This is a genomic window from Rhodopila sp., from assembly GCF_035548235.1.
Classification (GTDB): Bacteria; Pseudomonadota; Alphaproteobacteria; order Acetobacterales; family Acetobacteraceae; genus Rhodopila.
Map to the genome: position 1 here is coordinate 1 of NZ_DASZTJ010000185.1, position 14,480 is coordinate 14,480.

General features: G+C 67.9%; 16 protein-coding genes. 8 read left to right on the top strand and 8 right to left on the bottom strand.

Going from position 1 to position 14,480, the window contains the following annotated elements; translation table 11 throughout:
* Positions 1–581: sulfite oxidase-like oxidoreductase (locus VHB27_RS15040; protein WP_325601834.1), on the top strand; the 581-nt coding region annotated here is incomplete at its 5' end.
* A 3-nt stretch (positions 582–584) separates the two neighbouring features.
* Here the strand turns inward: VHB27_RS15040 and VHB27_RS15045 are convergent.
* Together VHB27_RS15045 and VHB27_RS15050 are read right to left on the bottom strand one after the other, a co-directional pair.
* Complete coding sequence (locus tag VHB27_RS15045; protein WP_325601836.1) at positions 585–1,232, bottom strand: uracil-DNA glycosylase; 648 nt, start codon at positions 1,230–1,232, stop codon at positions 585–587.
* Positions 1,233–1,242: 10 nt separating this feature from the next.
* Positions 1,243–1,863 carry an NYN domain-containing protein gene (locus tag VHB27_RS15050; protein WP_325601838.1) on the bottom strand — a complete coding sequence of 207 codons (621 nt, stop codon included), beginning with the start codon at positions 1,861–1,863 and terminating at the stop codon, positions 1,243–1,245.
* A gap of 99 nt (positions 1,864–1,962) precedes the next feature.
* Here VHB27_RS15050 and folK point away from each other — a divergent pair, with 99 nt between their 5' ends.
* Complete coding sequence (gene folK / locus VHB27_RS15055) at positions 1,963–2,520, top strand: 2-amino-4-hydroxy-6-hydroxymethyldihydropteridine diphosphokinase (protein WP_325601840.1); 558 nt, start codon at positions 1,963–1,965, stop codon at positions 2,518–2,520.
* A 4-nt stretch (positions 2,521–2,524) separates the two neighbouring features.
* Here the strand turns inward: folK and VHB27_RS15060 are convergent, their stop codons facing one another.
* The 3 genes from VHB27_RS15060 to VHB27_RS15070 all read right to left on the bottom strand — a co-directional run bounded on the left by VHB27_RS15060 (position 2,525) and on the right by VHB27_RS15070 (position 4,742).
* Positions 2,525–3,190: a 3-oxoacid CoA-transferase subunit B gene (locus tag VHB27_RS15060; RefSeq protein WP_325601842.1), complete on the bottom strand. Its 666-nt coding sequence runs from the start codon at positions 3,188–3,190 to the stop codon at positions 2,525–2,527.
* Between the two features lie 17 nt (positions 3,191–3,207).
* Positions 3,208–3,891, bottom strand: coding sequence for a 3-oxoacid CoA-transferase subunit A (locus VHB27_RS15065; protein WP_325601844.1), 684 nt, complete (start codon positions 3,889–3,891; stop codon positions 3,208–3,210).
* Positions 3,892–4,169: 278 nt separating this feature from the next.
* On the bottom strand, positions 4,170–4,742 hold the full coding sequence (locus VHB27_RS15070) for a Spy/CpxP family protein refolding chaperone (RefSeq protein WP_325601846.1): 573 nt from the start codon (positions 4,740–4,742) through the stop codon (positions 4,170–4,172).
* Positions 4,743–5,087: 345 nt separating this feature from the next.
* On the opposite strand from VHB27_RS15070, the gene VHB27_RS15075 reads away from it, so the two are divergent.
* Both VHB27_RS15075 and VHB27_RS15080 read left to right on the top strand, forming a co-directional pair.
* A complete protein-coding gene (locus VHB27_RS15075; protein ID WP_325601848.1) occupies positions 5,088–6,629 on the top strand; it encodes an acetolactate synthase large subunit in 1,542 nt (513 codons plus the stop codon).
* 170 nt (positions 6,630–6,799) lie between these two features.
* Positions 6,800–7,195, top strand: coding sequence for a BrnA antitoxin family protein (locus VHB27_RS15080; protein WP_325601849.1), 396 nt, complete (start codon positions 6,800–6,802; stop codon positions 7,193–7,195).
* 88 nt (positions 7,196–7,283) lie between these two features.
* Here the strand turns inward: VHB27_RS15080 and VHB27_RS15085 are convergent, their stop codons facing one another.
* The 3 genes from VHB27_RS15085 to ispH form a co-directional block, all read right to left on the bottom strand.
* Positions 7,284–7,580 carry a BrnA antitoxin family protein gene (locus VHB27_RS15085; protein WP_325601851.1) on the bottom strand — a complete coding sequence of 99 codons (297 nt, stop codon included), beginning with the start codon at positions 7,578–7,580 and terminating at the stop codon, positions 7,284–7,286.
* Between the two features lie 478 nt (positions 7,581–8,058).
* Complete coding sequence (gene hpnH, locus VHB27_RS15090; RefSeq protein WP_325601853.1) at positions 8,059–9,207, bottom strand: adenosyl-hopene transferase HpnH; 1,149 nt, start codon at positions 9,205–9,207, stop codon at positions 8,059–8,061.
* 14 nt (positions 9,208–9,221) lie between these two features.
* Positions 9,222–10,151: a 4-hydroxy-3-methylbut-2-enyl diphosphate reductase gene (gene ispH, locus VHB27_RS15095; protein ID WP_325601856.1), complete on the bottom strand. Its 930-nt coding sequence runs from the start codon at positions 10,149–10,151 to the stop codon at positions 9,222–9,224.
* A gap of 394 nt (positions 10,152–10,545) precedes the next feature.
* Here ispH and VHB27_RS15100 point away from each other — a divergent pair, with 394 nt between their 5' ends.
* The 4 genes from VHB27_RS15100 to VHB27_RS15115 form a co-directional block, all read left to right on the top strand.
* On the top strand, positions 10,546–11,412 hold the full coding sequence (locus VHB27_RS15100; RefSeq protein WP_325601866.1) for a polyprenyl synthetase family protein: 867 nt from the start codon (positions 10,546–10,548) through the stop codon (positions 11,410–11,412).
* Positions 11,413–11,434: 22 nt separating this feature from the next.
* The gene (gene dxs / locus VHB27_RS15105; RefSeq protein ID WP_325601858.1) at positions 11,435–13,423 is read left to right on the top strand and encodes a 1-deoxy-D-xylulose-5-phosphate synthase; all 1,989 of its coding nucleotides are present in this window, start codon (positions 11,435–11,437) and stop codon (positions 13,421–13,423) included.
* Positions 13,420–14,067 (top strand): ABC transporter substrate-binding protein, encoded by a 648-nt coding sequence (locus tag VHB27_RS15110; protein ID WP_325601861.1) that lies wholly within the window; start codon positions 13,420–13,422, stop codon positions 14,065–14,067. The genes dxs and VHB27_RS15110 overlap by 4 nt, the downstream gene beginning before the upstream one ends.
* Positions 14,064–14,480: glycosyltransferase (locus tag VHB27_RS15115; protein WP_325601863.1), on the top strand; the 417-nt coding region annotated here is incomplete at its 3' end. The genes VHB27_RS15110 and VHB27_RS15115, both read left to right, overlap by 4 nt.

Genomic DNA, 14,480 nt, shown 5'->3' on the forward strand with positions numbered 1-14,480 from the left:
TGACCGGCACGCATGGCGACCCGGACCGCGACCGCCTGCCGCCGGGGCAGCGGCTGGTGAAGGACTGGCCGGTGCTCGACCTCGGCGCGCAGCCCAACGTGACGGAGCCGAAATTCCGCCTCGACATCGACGGCGCGGTGGAGAACCGGCTGAGCCTGCGGCTCGACGAATTCATGGCGCTGCCACAGGCCGAGTACGTCTCCGACATGCACTGCGTGACCCAATGGTCGCGCTACGACAACCGCTGGAAAGGCGTGCCGGCGCGGGCGGTGCTGGAGATCGTGCGGCCCCGGCCCGAGGTGAAGCATGTCATCTTCACTTCCTTCGACGGCTACACGACGAATATCCGGCTGGACCAGTTCGACCAGCCCGACGTCTTCCTGGTGCATGCGTGGGAGGGCAAGCCGATCACCCGCGAGCATGGCGGCCCGGTGCGGATGATGGTGCCGAAGCTGTATCTCTGGAAATCCGCCAAGTGGCTGCGGCGGATCCATTTCACCCTCGGCGACCATCCGGGGTTCTGGGAGACCAGGGGCTACAACAACAACGCCGATCCGTGGCTGGAGGAGCGTTACGCCTGACGGCTACGTCGCCAGGTGCGTGCGGATGTCCCTCACCACCGCCTCGAACATCGCCGCCGTCAGCCGGCCGGTGTTCGTATTGAGGCGGGAGACGTGGTAGCTGTCGGCCAGCAGCAGCCCCTCCGGCAAGGGGTGCAGGGCACCGTGCGCGAAGGGGACGTGGCTCGCGCGCAGGCCGCGGGCGCGGAGCACGGCCTTGTGCGCCACCCCGCCCAGCGCCAGGACGGCGCGCAGGCGCGGCATCGCCGCCAGTTCCCGCGCCAGGAACGGATTGCAGTTCGTGATCTCGGCCGGCGTCGGCAGGTTGGCCGGCGGCACGCAGCGCACCGCGTTGGTCACCCGGCAATCGACCAGAGCCAGCCAGTCCGCCGGGTCGGCCTGGTAGGTGCCGGTGGCGAAGCCGAACTTCAGCAGGGTCGCATAGAGCAGCATGCCGGCGAAATCGCCGGTGAACGGCCGGCCGGTCCGGTTCGCCCCGCGCACCCCCGGCGCCAGCCCGACCACGAGCAGCCGAGCATCGACCGGCCCGAAGCTGGGGACGGCCCCGTTGAACCAGGACGGATTGGCCGCCCGGTTCGCATCCCGATACGTCGCCAGGCGCACGCAGATGCGGCAATCCGGCGCGGGCGCGCTCGCGTCAGCCGCAGCCACGGCGGGGGGCTCAGGCTGCGTCGTGCGGATCGGCGTAAGGCTCCGCGGGTGTGCTGCGGATCGTGGCGTGCGCCGACGCCGGACCGCGCGGCCTGGGCTCCGTCTGCCGGCGGGTGAATTCCGACGCGATCTCGGCAAGCTCCAGGAACTGGTCGGCCTGCCGGCGCAATTCGTCGGCCACCATCGGCGGCGTGGTGCGGATGGAGGACACCACCGAGACCCGCACGCCCTTGCGCTGGACCGCTTCGACCATGCGGCGAAAGTCGGAATCGCCGCTGAACAGCACCGCGTGATCGATCTTGTCCGACAGTTCGAGCATGTCGACCGCGATCTCGATGTCCATGTTGCCTTTCACCCGCCGCCGCCCGGTCGCGTCGGTGAACTCCTTCGCCGGCTTGGTGACCAGCGCGTAGCCGTTATAGGCCAGCCAGTCCGTCAGGGGCTTCAGCGGGGAGTATTCTTCCGTCTCCAGCACCGCGGAGTAGTAATAGGCGCGGATGACGTTCGCCCGTTTCCGGAAATATTCCAGCAGATTGCGGTAATCGACGTCGAATCCCAGATTGCGGGACGCGGAATAAAGATTGGCACCGTCAATAAATAGGGCAACTCGCTCTTGGGGCATGAATGGCATAGAGGTAACCTTATGATTCAGAGTCGCAAATGAGAGCGCGGGTTACAACAAGGAGTTGCTAGTCGATCCAGACAAGCGAGCAGTGCGAGCACTATACCCGTGCGACAATTTAATGAAAATCGAAACAGTGACAGTTTGTCGATGTACACCAAGAGTTTGATTGCATTGGGTGCAAATCTGCCAGGGCCGGATGGCGCCTCGCCATTGCAGACGTGTCGCCGAGCGGCCTCACTCCTTGAAAAGCTTCCCGGTGCACGCATGGCGGGTCTGTCGCGATGGTTTATCTCCTCGCCCGTGCCGGCCTCGGACCAGCCGCCTTATGTCAACGGTGTTACGTTGGTAATATTTCAGGGAGCCGTCGACCCGGCGGCGCTCCTGTTTCAATTGATGGCGATCGAGGCCGCGTGCGGCCGTCAGCGCAGCGTGCCCAACGCCGCTCGGACGCTCGACCTGGACCTGATCGCGATGGAGGGACCGGACGGTCCGGTGATCCGGTCGGCGCCCGATCCGATCCTGCCGCACCCGCGGGCGCACCTGCGAGCCTTCGTGCTGGCACCGCTTGCCGACGTGGCGCCGGACTGGCGCCATCCGGTGCTGGGCCGGGATGTGAAAGACCTGCTGAAGGACGTCGCCGACCAGGACGTTCGGCCGCTTTGAATCCTCAGGCCGGCAAATGCAGCTTGGCGTCGGTGCGCGCCTGCAGGTTCTCCAGCGTCAGCCCCGGCGCCATGTCCAGGACCACGAATCCGCGTTCGGTCACGTCGATCGTCGCCAGGTTCGTGTAGACCCGCTTCACCGCCCCCGGCGCGGTCAGCGGGTAGGAGCATTGCTTGACCAGCTTGGGCGAGCCGTCCTTCGCCGTGTGCTCCATCAGCACCCAGAGGCGTTTCGCGCCGGCCGCGAGGTCCATCGCGCCGCCGACCGCCGGGGCGGTGTCGTTCTCGCTGGTCGCCCAGTTGGCGATGTCGCCGTTATCGGCCACCTGGAACGCGCCCAGCACGCACAGGTCCAGGTGTCCGCCGCGGATCATCGCGAAACTGTCGGCGTGGTGGCAGAAGCTGCCGCCCGCCCGCAGCGTGACGTATTGCTTGCCGGCGTTGATCAGCCAGGGCTCGATCTTGTCCTTCGCCGGCGCGGGTCCCATGCCCAGGACGCCGTTTTCCGAGTGGAAGATGACTTCCCGCTCTGTCGGCACGTAGTCGGCGATCAGGGTGGGGATGCCGATGCCCAGGTTGACGTACCAGCCCTCGGGGATGTCGGCGGCGGCGCGCTGCGCCATCTCGGTGCGGCTGAACGGCTTGAACGCGACGGTTTCGGCGGCGGACATGACTGCGTCTCCGTTTCTCAGAAGCCCGACGGGTCACCGTAGGGCACGTGCAGGACCCGGTCCACGAAAATGCCGGGCGTGACGACGTGGTCGGGGTCGATCGTGCCAAGCTCCCGGACGTGCTGGGTCTGCACCAGGGTCAGCTTGCCGGCCATCGCCATGATCGGGTTGAAGTTCCGCCCGGCCTGCTTGAAGGTCAGGTTGCCCCAGCGGTCGGCTTCCCACGCCTCGACCAGCGCCACGTCGCCGGGCAGCGACGGCTCCAGGATATAGGTGCGGCCGTCGATCTCCCGGTGCTCCTTGCCGACGGCCATCTTGGTGCCGACGCCGGTCGCCGTGAAGAACGCCGGCACGCCGGCACCCGCGGCGTGCATCCGTTCGGCCAGCGTGCCTTGGGGGACGATCTCCAGCTCGATCTTGCCGGCGCGGTACAGCGTCTCGAACACCACGGGGTCGGAACTGCGGGGAAACGAGCAGATGATCTTGCGCACCCGTCCCAGCTCCATCAGCCGGGCGAGGCCGACATGGCCGACGCCGGCGTTGTTGGCGGCGACGGTCAGGTCCTTGGCGCCCTGTTCGATCAGTCCGTCGATCAGCGCGTTGGGCTGGCCCACGGCGCCGAAGCCGCCGATCAGCACGGTCGAACCGTCCTTGATCCCGGCCATCAGGTCAGCCATGGACTGGACGATCTTGTTGATCATGGTCGGCGTCTCTCCGCTCAGGCGTTTCCCCCGCTGGTGTAGCCGCCCGCGCCACAGGTGCCAAGAACCGGGGACGAGAAGGCGCGCGTCCGCCCCCTTGCGATCGGGCGTGGCCCGACCGCCTCCACGATCCGCCGGCGGTGGCGAGACAGCCCCGATGGCCGGCATGCGGCCGGCCATCGGGGGAGACGTGCCGGTACCCCAGGGCCGCTCAAGCCGGCATCCGCTCAAGCAGCCAGCGACTCAAGCAACCAGCGACAGGGCCGGCGGTCCCGGGTTCAGCGCTTGTGGTGTTCCTTCCGAGCGGCGGCGCGCTCGCCCTGGTGGCGGAACATTTCGTCCGCCGTGTGCTTCTGTTCGGGCGACAGTTGCGCGTACAGCGTCTCGAACGAGCTTGAAAGCGTCTGCAGGCCCTGCGCCCTCGTTTCTTCCAACTGTGCGAAGCTGCTCAGGTTCTCCACGGCCGTCATCGTCGACAGCCGCGCCGCCCGGTCGTGATAGGCCTGTGCCGAGGTGGCGGCGTTGTCGCGCATCGCCTGGGCGAAGGTGCTCCACGCCGGCTCCTGCGCGGCGGTGATGCCGAGGCGCTTGTGCATCGCGTCGATCCGGCTCTCGACATGCGGCGGCAAGGCCGGATGCGCGGCCGATGCGCCAGGAGACGGGGCGGAGGATGGCGACGCGGCCGGCGGAGGCGGGGGCACCGTCGTCGACGGAGCGGCGGTCGGCGGGGGAGAGGTCGGCGCGGCCGATGTCGCAGCCGATGTCGCAGCCGATGTCTGGGCAGAGGCGCCGGCGGCGAACCCGCACAGCAGGAGCGCCCCAAGGACCGGCGCGGAAGCGAGACGTTTCATGACAGACTCCAGTGTTCTGGCCCCCTCAACATGGCACCGCCGTGTTGCTGTGGCGTTGACGTCTTTGCGACAGAACGTATCACCCGGTCTACCGTTCCCCTTCGCTTGACACCCGCGGAAGGGCGATAGAAGCATGGGTCGTTGCCCGCGTCGGCCCGGAATGCCGCCCAGGGGATATGCCCAGGGGATGCCCAGGGGGGTTGCTCAACGGGGGATGCCCAAGGGGAGCCCACCAAGGGGAGCCAGCCCAGGGGCCACGGGTGCGGACGCAGGATGCGACCCGGAATCCCCCAGGCGTGCGGACCTGACGACGCAGATCGGGCGACGCATGGAGGATGTCCCATCATGAACGGCGCTGAGAGCCTTGTGCATTCGCTGCTGAAAAGCGGTGTCGATACGTGTTTCTCGAATCCCGGCACGTCGGAGATGCATTTCGTCGCGGCGCTCGACCGCATTCCCGGCATGCGTTGCGTGCTGGGCCTGTTCGAGGGCGTGGTGACCGGCGCCGCCGACGGCTATGCCCGCATGGCCGGCAAGCCGGCCGCGACCCTGCTGCATTGCGGACCGGGCCTCGCCAACGGGCTGTCGAACCTGCACAACGCGCGCCGCGCCGCGACCCCGATCGTCAACATCGTCGGCGATCACGCCACCTATCACCGTCCGCTCGACGCGCCGCTGACCGCCGACACGGAAGGCTGGGCGCGCGGCGTGTCGGGCTGGGTGCGCACGGCGGTCGATGTCCGCACCGTGGGCGCCGATGCCGCCGCCGCGATCCAGGCCGCCAAGATCGCCCCCGGCCAGATCGCCACGCTGATCCTGCCGTCCGACACGTCGTGGAACGAGGGCGGGATCGTCGCCGAGGCGCTGCCCGCGGTGCCCACGCCGACGGCGTCGCCGAACCAGGTCGAGGAAGCCGCCGCGGCGCTGCGGCGCGGCGGGCGCGGTATCGTGCTGCTGCTGGGCGGGGCAGGGCTCAGCGAGGAAGGGCTGGCGATCGCCCACCGGATCTCGGCGGCGACGGGCTGCCGGGTCATCGCGCAAGGCTCCAACGGCCGCATGGCGCGCGGGCAGGGGCGCCTGCCGGTCGATCGGGTGCCCTATGTCGTCGACGTCGCGGTGAAGTTCATGGAAGGCACGCAGCACCTGATCCTGGCAGGCTCGCGCAAGCCGGTGACGTTCTTCGCCTATCCGAACAAGGTGCAGACCTCGGTGCCCGAGGGGGCGGAGATCCACGTCCTGGCGCGCGCCGAACAGGATATCGTCGAGGCGCTGGCGCGGCTGGCGGACGAACTGAACTGCCCGAAGGTCGCGCCGCCCGACAACGGTCCGCGGCCGGAGGCCGGGAAGGGGGCGCTGACGCCCGAAAGCGTCGCCGCCACGGTCGGCGCGCTGATGCCGGAGAACGCGGTCGTCGCGGACGAATCGGTGTCCTACGGGCGTGGCTTCTTCGCCAATACGCGCGCCGCGCCGCCGCATGACTGGCTGAACGTTACAGGCGGATCGATCGGCGGCGGCATGCCGATGGCGACGGGCGCGGCGATCGGCGCGCCGGGACGGCGGGTGATCAATCTGCAGGCGGATGGTTCCGCCATGTACACCGTCCAGTCGCTGTGGACCCAGGCGCGCGAGAAGCTCGACGTCACCACCGTTCTATTGTCGAACCGGAAATACGCGATCCTGCTGGGCGAGCTGGCGAATGTGGGCGCGAATCCGGGGCGGACGGCGCTGGACATGATGGACCTCGGCAATCCCGATATCGACTGGCCGCGGCTGGCCGGCTCCATGGGCGTGGAAGCCGCGCGGACGGACACGGCCGACGGATTCGCCGACCTGCTGGCGCATTCCCTCAAGCGTCCGGGGCCGTTCCTGATCGAATTGCTGATCTGATCCTGCGATTCGCCGCGGCGATTCAACGCTGAGCCCCGATACCCTGGGCGCTTGAAACGGATTCGCGCTATCCGCTTGACCGTAAACACAGGCGTGCGTACATGCAAAGGCCGATCCGGCAGTAAAGCGGCTCAGGATCCAACCTGACCGGCATGACGGGAGGAACCAAGATGTCAAAGTCTCTGAAGGCTGCCGCTGCGGCAGCCAAGTCAACAAGCCACTCCGGGGGCAAGTCCCGGTCCAACGGCACGAAAGCACACGCTCGTCCGGCTGCGAAATCCCGCCCCTCGGCGCGGATGCAAGTCGACACCGGCCATGGCAACTGGGCCACCGACCTCGTGTTCGACGTGCGCGAACCGAAGCTGGCGGTCAGCCTGCGACTCGATGCCGACGTGCTGCGCTTCTTCCGCGGCTTCGGTTCCGGCTACCAGACCCGCATCAACGAAGTCCTGAAGGCCTTCATGCACGCGCGGTCCGAGGCCGAGAACGGCGGGGCCCATGCGCTGCCGACGGCCCGGATGGTCCGCTCGGCCACCGCCGGCCATTCCGGGAAGCGCGCGCGCTAGGCGTCATCGCGTCACGTCACTGCGTCTGGGAGCGCATAAGACAGTCGGGAGAAGCGGGCACCGGCCCGCGGAAGCCCCGATGTTCGGCTTACGCCTGGGGCGCGTCGGAGGCCGGCGCGGCCTGGGGCTTGGGTTCGTGCGCCGCGATCCAGCCGCGCAGCACGCGGCCGACGTCCCGCTGCCAGCAGGATGAACGCGCGCGGAACCAGGCGGCGATGTCCGGATCGATGTGCAGCGTGACAGGCTGATCGCGATTGGGCGGCCAGTCGGGTAACTTTACCGGCCGCGTCCGCGGCGACGTCCGACCGTCAAGGCCAAGGCAGGCCTCGATGAGGGTCTCGTCGTCAAGGTCGGAGGCATCCTCGGCAGCGTTGTTCCCAGTCATCGGCTAACACACACTGGAATTCAGGTTCTTGAAATAAGGGTCGAAGCTCAGATTGAACGTCTTTGAACGCTGTCGAGGACGCCGAGAGCAGGTTTAACCCAGGATCGGTAAACAATTAGTTAACGCGGCGGGATTTATTGCCTGCCGATGTAGGCAGGCGGCTGAGCGGCCGTGTCGCTTTGATCGCGAAAGGCCGGGCACCGATGCGTCCCGCCCTGGTGGGCGCAGACCCGCGATCCGCGCCTTTCTCTCCACCGCCGTGCGGCATGAAACCCAGGGACCCCGGCTCCCGCCGGACCGGGATCTGCGTTCATCCGTGCGATCGTCTTGAACGTCCGAGTCGAAACGCCTCGCCATCGACCGCTTCGACGGCTGGCGCATGGCGCCGGCGTCCGCCTGCCTGGGCGCCCATCGGCCTTCGCCGGCCATGACGGGACGGGAGCGCGGGATGGGATCATCCCCGACCCTTCGCCGAGGACTAATCCGCCGCGTCGGCGACGTCCTCGTGCGGCTTCTTGCCTGCCTTGATCCGCTTCATCGCCTGCTCGACATGCCGGCTGAACACGTATTCGGCCGGGCGCTGGTTATCCAGCTTGATGTCGGGCGCCATCGGGCCCTCGGTGCGGATGCCGCGCATCGCCTGGGCCGCCGCTTTCCAGGGCTTGCGGATCGATTCGCCGACCGCCGTCGCCTCGAACCCGGAATGCACCATGCAGTCGGCGCATTTCTCGTAGTTGCCGGTGCCGTAGCGGTCCCAGTCCGTGTCTTCCATCAGTTCCTTGAAGGTCTTCGCGTAGCCTTCGCCCAGCAGGTAGCAGGGGCGCTGCCAGCCGAAATAGTTGCGCAGCGGCATGCCCCAGGGCGTGCAGTGGAAGGTCTGGTTGCCTGCCAGGAAGTCCAGGAACATGGACGACTGGGTGAACTGCCATTTCACCTTGCCCTGGCGGCGGAAGATGCCGCGGAACAGTTCCTTGGTCTTGTTCCGGTTCAGGAAGTGCTGCTGGTCCGGCGCCCGTTCGTACGCATAGCCCGGCGAGACGGTGATCCCGTCCACCCCCAGCTTCATCACGTCGTCGAAGAACGCCGCGACGCGATCGGGTTCGGCGGTGTTGAACAGCGTGGTGTTGATCTGGGTGCGGAAGCCGCGCCGCTTGGCCTCCTTGATCGCCGCCACCGCACGGTCATAGGTGCCGGGCTGGCAGACCGACTTGTCGTGGTCTTCCCGGTCCCCGTCCAGATGCACCGACCAGCTGAACCACTTGTTCGGCTTGAACAGGTCCATCTTCTTTTCGAGCAGCAGCGCGTTGGTGCAGACGATCACGTATTTCTTGCGGGCGATCGCCCCTTCGACGAGTTGGTCGATCTCCTTGTGCAGCAGCGGCTCGCCGCCGGCGAAGACGACGACCGGGGCGCCGCATTCGTCGATCGCCTCCATGCATTCGGCGACCGACAGGCGCTGGTTCAGGATCGCCGCCGGATAGTCGATCTTGCCGCATCCGGCGCAGGCCAGGTTGCAGCGGAACAGCGGCTCCATCATCAGCACCAGCGGATAGCGCTTGCGGCCGACCAGGTGCTGCTTGAGGACATAGGCGCCCACGCGGACCGCCTGGTGCAGAGGAATACCCATGATGCGCGGTGTCCTTACGCGTCGGTCAACTGGGCCGGGAAGCGGAAGCGCACGTCCTCCGCGACCCCGTCCTGGGTGGTGATCTCGATCTCGCCGAACCGGCGCAGGCCGTTCAGCACGCCCTGGACCAGCGTCTCGGGCGCCGAGGCGCCGGCGGTCAGGCCGACGGTGCGTGCGCCGTCGAACCATTCGGGCTGCAGCGCGTCGGCGTCGTCGATCAGGTAGGATGGCCGGCCCAGCTCCTGCCCGATCTCGCGCAGCCGGTTGGAATTGGAGGAGTTGCGCGATCCGACCACCAGGATGACGTCGACCTGCCCGGCCAGGTCGCGCACCGCCTGCTGGCGGTTCTGCGTCGCATAGCAGATGTCGCGGACGTTCGGCCCGACGATGGAGGGGAAACGCTGCGTCAGCGCGGCGATGATGCCCTTGGTGTCGTCGACCGACAGGGTGGTCTGGGTGATATAGGCCAGCTTCTCGGGGTCGGTGACCTGCAGCCTGGCGACGTCCTCGACGGTCTGCACCAGGTGTACCTTCGCCGGCACCTGGCCGATGGTTCCCTCGACCTCGGCGTGGCCGGCATGACCGACCAGCACGATCTCCCGCTCCTGCCCGGCGTAGCGGCGGCCTTCGTTGTGAACCTTGGCCACCAGCGGACAGGTCGCGTCGATCACCGGCAGGCCGCGTTCCGCCGCCGCTTCCTCGACCCGCTTGGCCACGCCATGCGCCGAGAACACCGTGATCGCGCCCGGCGGGATCTCGTCCAGCTCATCGACGAACACCGCGCCGCGGGTCCGCAGGTCCTCCACGACGTGCCGGTTGTGCACGATTTCGTGACGGACATAGATCGGCGGGCCGTATTTTTTCAGCGCGCGCTCGACGATCTCGATGGCTCGCTCGACGCCGGCGCAGAAGCCGCGAGGCTGAGCGAGGACAACACGAAGCATGCAGAGCGTCTCCGAAACTGATGCCGGGCAGTCATACCGGACCGGGGAAGTCGGGATATGGCAGGTCAGGTCCCACGCTGCAACGCCGCATTCGCCGAGACCGGCCATTGGAACTGGCCCGATGGATTTAGCCCATGGACTTAGGAGCGGGAGGCCGCCATGCAACAGGGCTGGTCTGCCGGCGGCAGCCTTGCCATGGGCGCATTCTTGCCGGAGGGTGCAAGGGCGTGACAAATTGGCAACTATCGGATGTATGACGCGACGGCCACCATGCGGAATGCCGCGCGGCGTGTTATCGCCATAAATTCCCGGCTCCTCTGAGCCGCGAATCGTGGATAGCGGGGCGAATCGATTGTCTAATAGTCTTGATGTTCCGGTCGACCTGGCGGAGCACATGGCGCGGGTGGCCGGGGTCGTCGAACAGGCGCTGGATGCGCTGCTCCCCCCCGTGGAAGGCGCCGAAGGCCAGCTCGCCGACGCAATGCGGTACGCAACCCTGGGTGGCGGCAAGCGCATGCGGGCCTTTCTCGTCATGGAGTCCGCGGGGCTTTTCTCCGTCAACGAGACGTGTGCCGCCCGGGTTGCGGCATCAGTTGAGATGTTGCACGCTTACTCTCTTGTGCATGACGATTTGCCGGCGATGGACGACGACGACCTCAGGCGCGGCAAGCCAAGCACGCACCGCGCGTTCGATGAGGCGACGGCGATCCTGGCGGGCGATGCGCTGCAATGCCGGGCGTTCGAGGTGCTGGCCGAGACCGATACCCATTCCGATCCGCTGGCGCGGTGCGAACTGGTCGCCGCCCTGGGCGCCGCCGCGGGGGCGCGCGGCATGGCGGGGGGACAGATGATCGACATGCTGGCCGAGGGGCAGACCCTGGACGGACCGGCGATCACCCGCCTTCAGGCGCTCAAGACCGGCCGGCTGATCCAGTACAGCGCCGAGGCCGGGGCGATCCTGGGCCGAGCGCCGGTTCATCAGCGGCATTTGCTGGCGGCCTATGGGCGGGACCTGGGGGTGGCTTTCCAGATCGCCGACGATCTGCTTGACGTGGAAGGCAGCGCTGCCGAGATCGGCAAGACCGCGGGCAAGGACGCTGCCGCCGGCAAGGCCACCATGGTCGCGGTCCTTGGCGTCGAGGCCGCTCGGGAACGCGCCGACCTGTTGGCAAGGCAGGCCGCCGCCCATCTCGACAGTTTCGGAGAGCGTGGCGCCAGCCTCCGCGCACTGGCCTCGTTCGTCGTGTCGCGTCGGAGCTGAGCAGGAACAGGAGAGTGTTGTCTTGAGCCCAATCGCCACATCCTTGCTCGATCGAGTCACCTATCCGGACGACCTGCGGAACTTCTCCCCGGAGCAGCTTCGGCAACTTGCCGATGAGCTGCGGGCGGAGACGATCAGCGCCGTCTCGGTGACGGGCGGGCACCTGGGGGCGTCGCTGGGCGTGGTGGAGCTGACGGTCGCCATCCACGCGGTGTTCGACACGCCGCACGACCGGTTGCTGTGGGACGTCGGCCACCAGGCCTATCCGCACAAGATCCTGACCGGGCGGCGCGACCGCATCCGCACCCTGCGCCAGGGCGGCGGACTGTCCGGCTTCACCAAGCGGTCCGAGAGCGAATACGACCCGTTCGGCGCGGCGCATTCCTCCACCTCGATTTCCGCCGGCCTGGGCATGGCGGTGGCGCGCGACCTGAAGAACGCCCGCTACCTGGCCGCCGACGACGCCCAGCGCGCGGCCGAGGGGCTGGTGCGGGACGAGCGCAACGTCATCTGCGTGATCGGTGACGGCGCCATGAGCGCGGGCATGGCGTACGAGGCGATGAACAACGCCGGCGGGCTGCGGTCGCGGCTGATCGTCATCCTCAACGACAACGACATGTCGATCGCGCCCCCGGTCGGCGCCATGAGCGCCTATCTGTCGCGCCTGATGTCCTCGCGCAGCTTCCTGTCCCTGCGGGAACTGGGCGCGAAGATGGCCAAGCGCTTCCCGCGCGGGATCGAGCGTACCGCGCGTCGCGCCGAGGAATATGCCAGGGGCATCCTGACCGGCGGGACGCTGTTCGAGGAGATGGGCTTCTACTACATCGGCCCGATCGACGGTCATAACCTCGACCACCTGCTGCCGGTGCTGCGCAACATCCGGGAGGCCGACGACGCCGGCCCGATCCTGCTGCACGCCATCACCCAGAAGGGCAAGGGCTATGGGCCGGCCGAGCGGTCGGCCGACAAGTACCACGGCGTGTCGAAGTTCAACGTCGTGACGGGCGAGCAGGCGAAGGCGCCGCCGGGCCCGCCGTCTTATACCAAGGTGTTCGCCGACGCGCTGATCGGCCAGGCGAAGCAGGACCCGCGGATCGTCGCGGTGACAGCGGCCATGCCCTCGGGCACCGGGCTGGACCGTTTCGCCAAGGCCTTCCCGGACCGCAGCTTCGATGTCGGCATCGCCGAACAGCACGCCGTCACCTTCGCCGCCGGCATGGCGACCGAGGGGATGAAGCCGTTCTGCGCGATCTACTCGACCTTCCTGCAGCGGGCCTATGACCAGATCGTCCACGACGTGGCGCTGCAATCCCTGCCGGTCCGCTTCGCGATGGACCGCGCCGGCTATGTCGGCGCCGACGGCGCGACCCATGCGGGCAGCTTCGACATCGCCTATCTCGGCTGCCTGCCCAACATGGTCATCATGGCCCCGTCCGATGAGGCGGAGCTGGTGCATGTCGTCGCCACCGCCGCGCAGATCGACGACCGTCCGTCGGCGTTCCGCTACCCCCGCGGCGAAGGCACCGGCATCGCCCTGCCGACCCGGGCCGAGGTGCTGGCGCTGGGCAAGGGCCGCGTGCTGCGGGAAGGCAGCAACATCGCGATCCTGTCGCTGGGCACGCGGCTGGCCGATGCGATGAAGGCCGCGGACGAACTGGCGGCGCGCGGCTTCCCCACCACGGTCGCCGACGCCCGCTTCGCCAAGCCGATCGACACGGCGCTGGTGGAGCAACTGGCGCGTCACCACAGCGTGTTGATCACCATAGAAGAAGCCTCGATCGGCGGTTTCGCGACCCAGGTCATGCATCACCTCGCCTGGAAGGGACTGCTGGACGGCGGCCTGAAATTCCGGCCCATGGTCATGCCCGACGGGTTCATCGATCACGACTCGCAGGGCAAGCAGTTGGCCGAGGCCGGGCTGTCCGCGCGCGATATCGTGAATACCGCGCTCGCCGCTGTTGGTATTGAAGCTCCCGGGACTGGATCGGCGAAAGTTTTGTCTTCACTATGAGTGGTCCGACACGGCGAGCCTTTTTGACATCCGCGGCGTTGTCGTCCGCAGCCTTGGCGGTGAGCCGGGGCGGCGTGGCGCACGCGGCATCCGACGACAGCGCGTTGGATAAACCGCTGCTGGCCCTCTACACCGGGCTGGAGGCGGCGATGCGCGCCGGCAAGGCGACGCCGTTCGCGCAGCGCTTCGACGCGCTGGCGCCGTCCGTGGACGGGGCGTTCGACCTGATGACGATCCTGAAGGTCTCGGTCGGGCTGCGCTGGGATTCGATGGACCAGGCGACCAGGGACCGGCTGCTGCAGACCTTCCGCCGCTTCACCATTGCCACCTACGTCGCGAATTTCGACAAGTTCGACGGCGAGCGCTTCAAGATCGTGCCGGGCACGCGCGATTCCGGCAGCGACAAGATCGTGCGGACCGAGATCGTGCCGCAGACCGGCGACCCCATCCGCCTGGACTATGTGATGCGGCAGGAGCAGGGGCAGTGGCGCGCGGTCGACGTCCTGCTGGACGGCTCGATCAGCCGCGTCGCCGTGCAACGCTCCGATTTCCGCAAGATCCTGGGCGGTGGCGACGCCGAAGCGCTGATCACCAGCCTGCGCCGCAAGATCTCCGACCTGTCGGAGGGCGCGCTGAACTCATGATCGCGGCGCTGGCCGGCGTCGCTGGCCTGATGGCCGCGGCCGGCGTGGCGCAGGCCCTGGTCGGCGCGGCCCTGGTCGAGCGGTTCGCGCGCCGGCGCCGGCCGCTGTCCGGCTCCCACCGTCCGGTCAGTGTCCTCAAGCCGCTGCATGGCGACGAGCCGATGCTGTTCGAGGCGCTGAGCAGCCTGTGCCGGCAGGCCGTCGGGCCGTTCCAGGTCGTGTGCGGCGTGCAGGACCCGGGCGATCCGGCGATCGCGGTGGTGGGGCGGCTGCAGCAGGCGTTTCCCGGCGCCGACATCGCGCTGGTGGTCGATGCCACCCAGCACGGCCCGAACCGCAAGGTCGGCAACCTGATCAACATGCTCCCCACCGCTCGGCATGACGTCCTGGTCATCGCCGATTCGGACGTGCAT

Bases quoted from the DNA above. Each gene is read 5' to 3' on its own strand.
- VHB27_RS15110 (WP_325601861.1), top strand. From the start codon at position 13,420: ATGAGTGGTCCGACACGGCGAGCCTTTTTGACATCCGCGGCGTTGTCG.
- hpnH (WP_325601853.1), bottom strand. From the start codon at position 9,207: ATGGGTATTCCTCTGCACCAGGCGGTCCGCGTGGGCGCCTATGTCCTC.
- ispH (WP_325601856.1), bottom strand. From the start codon at position 10,151: ATGCTTCGTGTTGTCCTCGCTCAGCCTCGCGGCTTCTGCGCCGGCGTC.
- VHB27_RS15100 (WP_325601866.1), top strand. From the start codon at position 10,546: ATGGCGCGGGTGGCCGGGGTCGTCGAACAGGCGCTGGATGCGCTGCTC.
- VHB27_RS15075 (WP_325601848.1), top strand. From the start codon at position 5,088: ATGAACGGCGCTGAGAGCCTTGTGCATTCGCTGCTGAAAAGCGGTGTC.
- VHB27_RS15085 (WP_325601851.1), bottom strand. From the start codon at position 7,580: ATGACTGGGAACAACGCTGCCGAGGATGCCTCCGACCTTGACGACGAG.
- VHB27_RS15080 (WP_325601849.1), top strand. From the start codon at position 6,800: ATGTCAAAGTCTCTGAAGGCTGCCGCTGCGGCAGCCAAGTCAACAAGC.
- VHB27_RS15050 (WP_325601838.1), bottom strand. From the start codon at position 1,863: ATGCCATTCATGCCCCAAGAGCGAGTTGCCCTATTTATTGACGGTGCC.
- VHB27_RS15065 (WP_325601844.1), bottom strand. From the start codon at position 3,891: ATGATCAACAAGATCGTCCAGTCCATGGCTGACCTGATGGCCGGGATC.
- VHB27_RS15070 (WP_325601846.1), bottom strand. From the start codon at position 4,742: ATGAAACGTCTCGCTTCCGCGCCGGTCCTTGGGGCGCTCCTGCTGTGC.
- VHB27_RS15060 (WP_325601842.1), bottom strand. From the start codon at position 3,190: ATGTCCGCCGCCGAAACCGTCGCGTTCAAGCCGTTCAGCCGCACCGAG.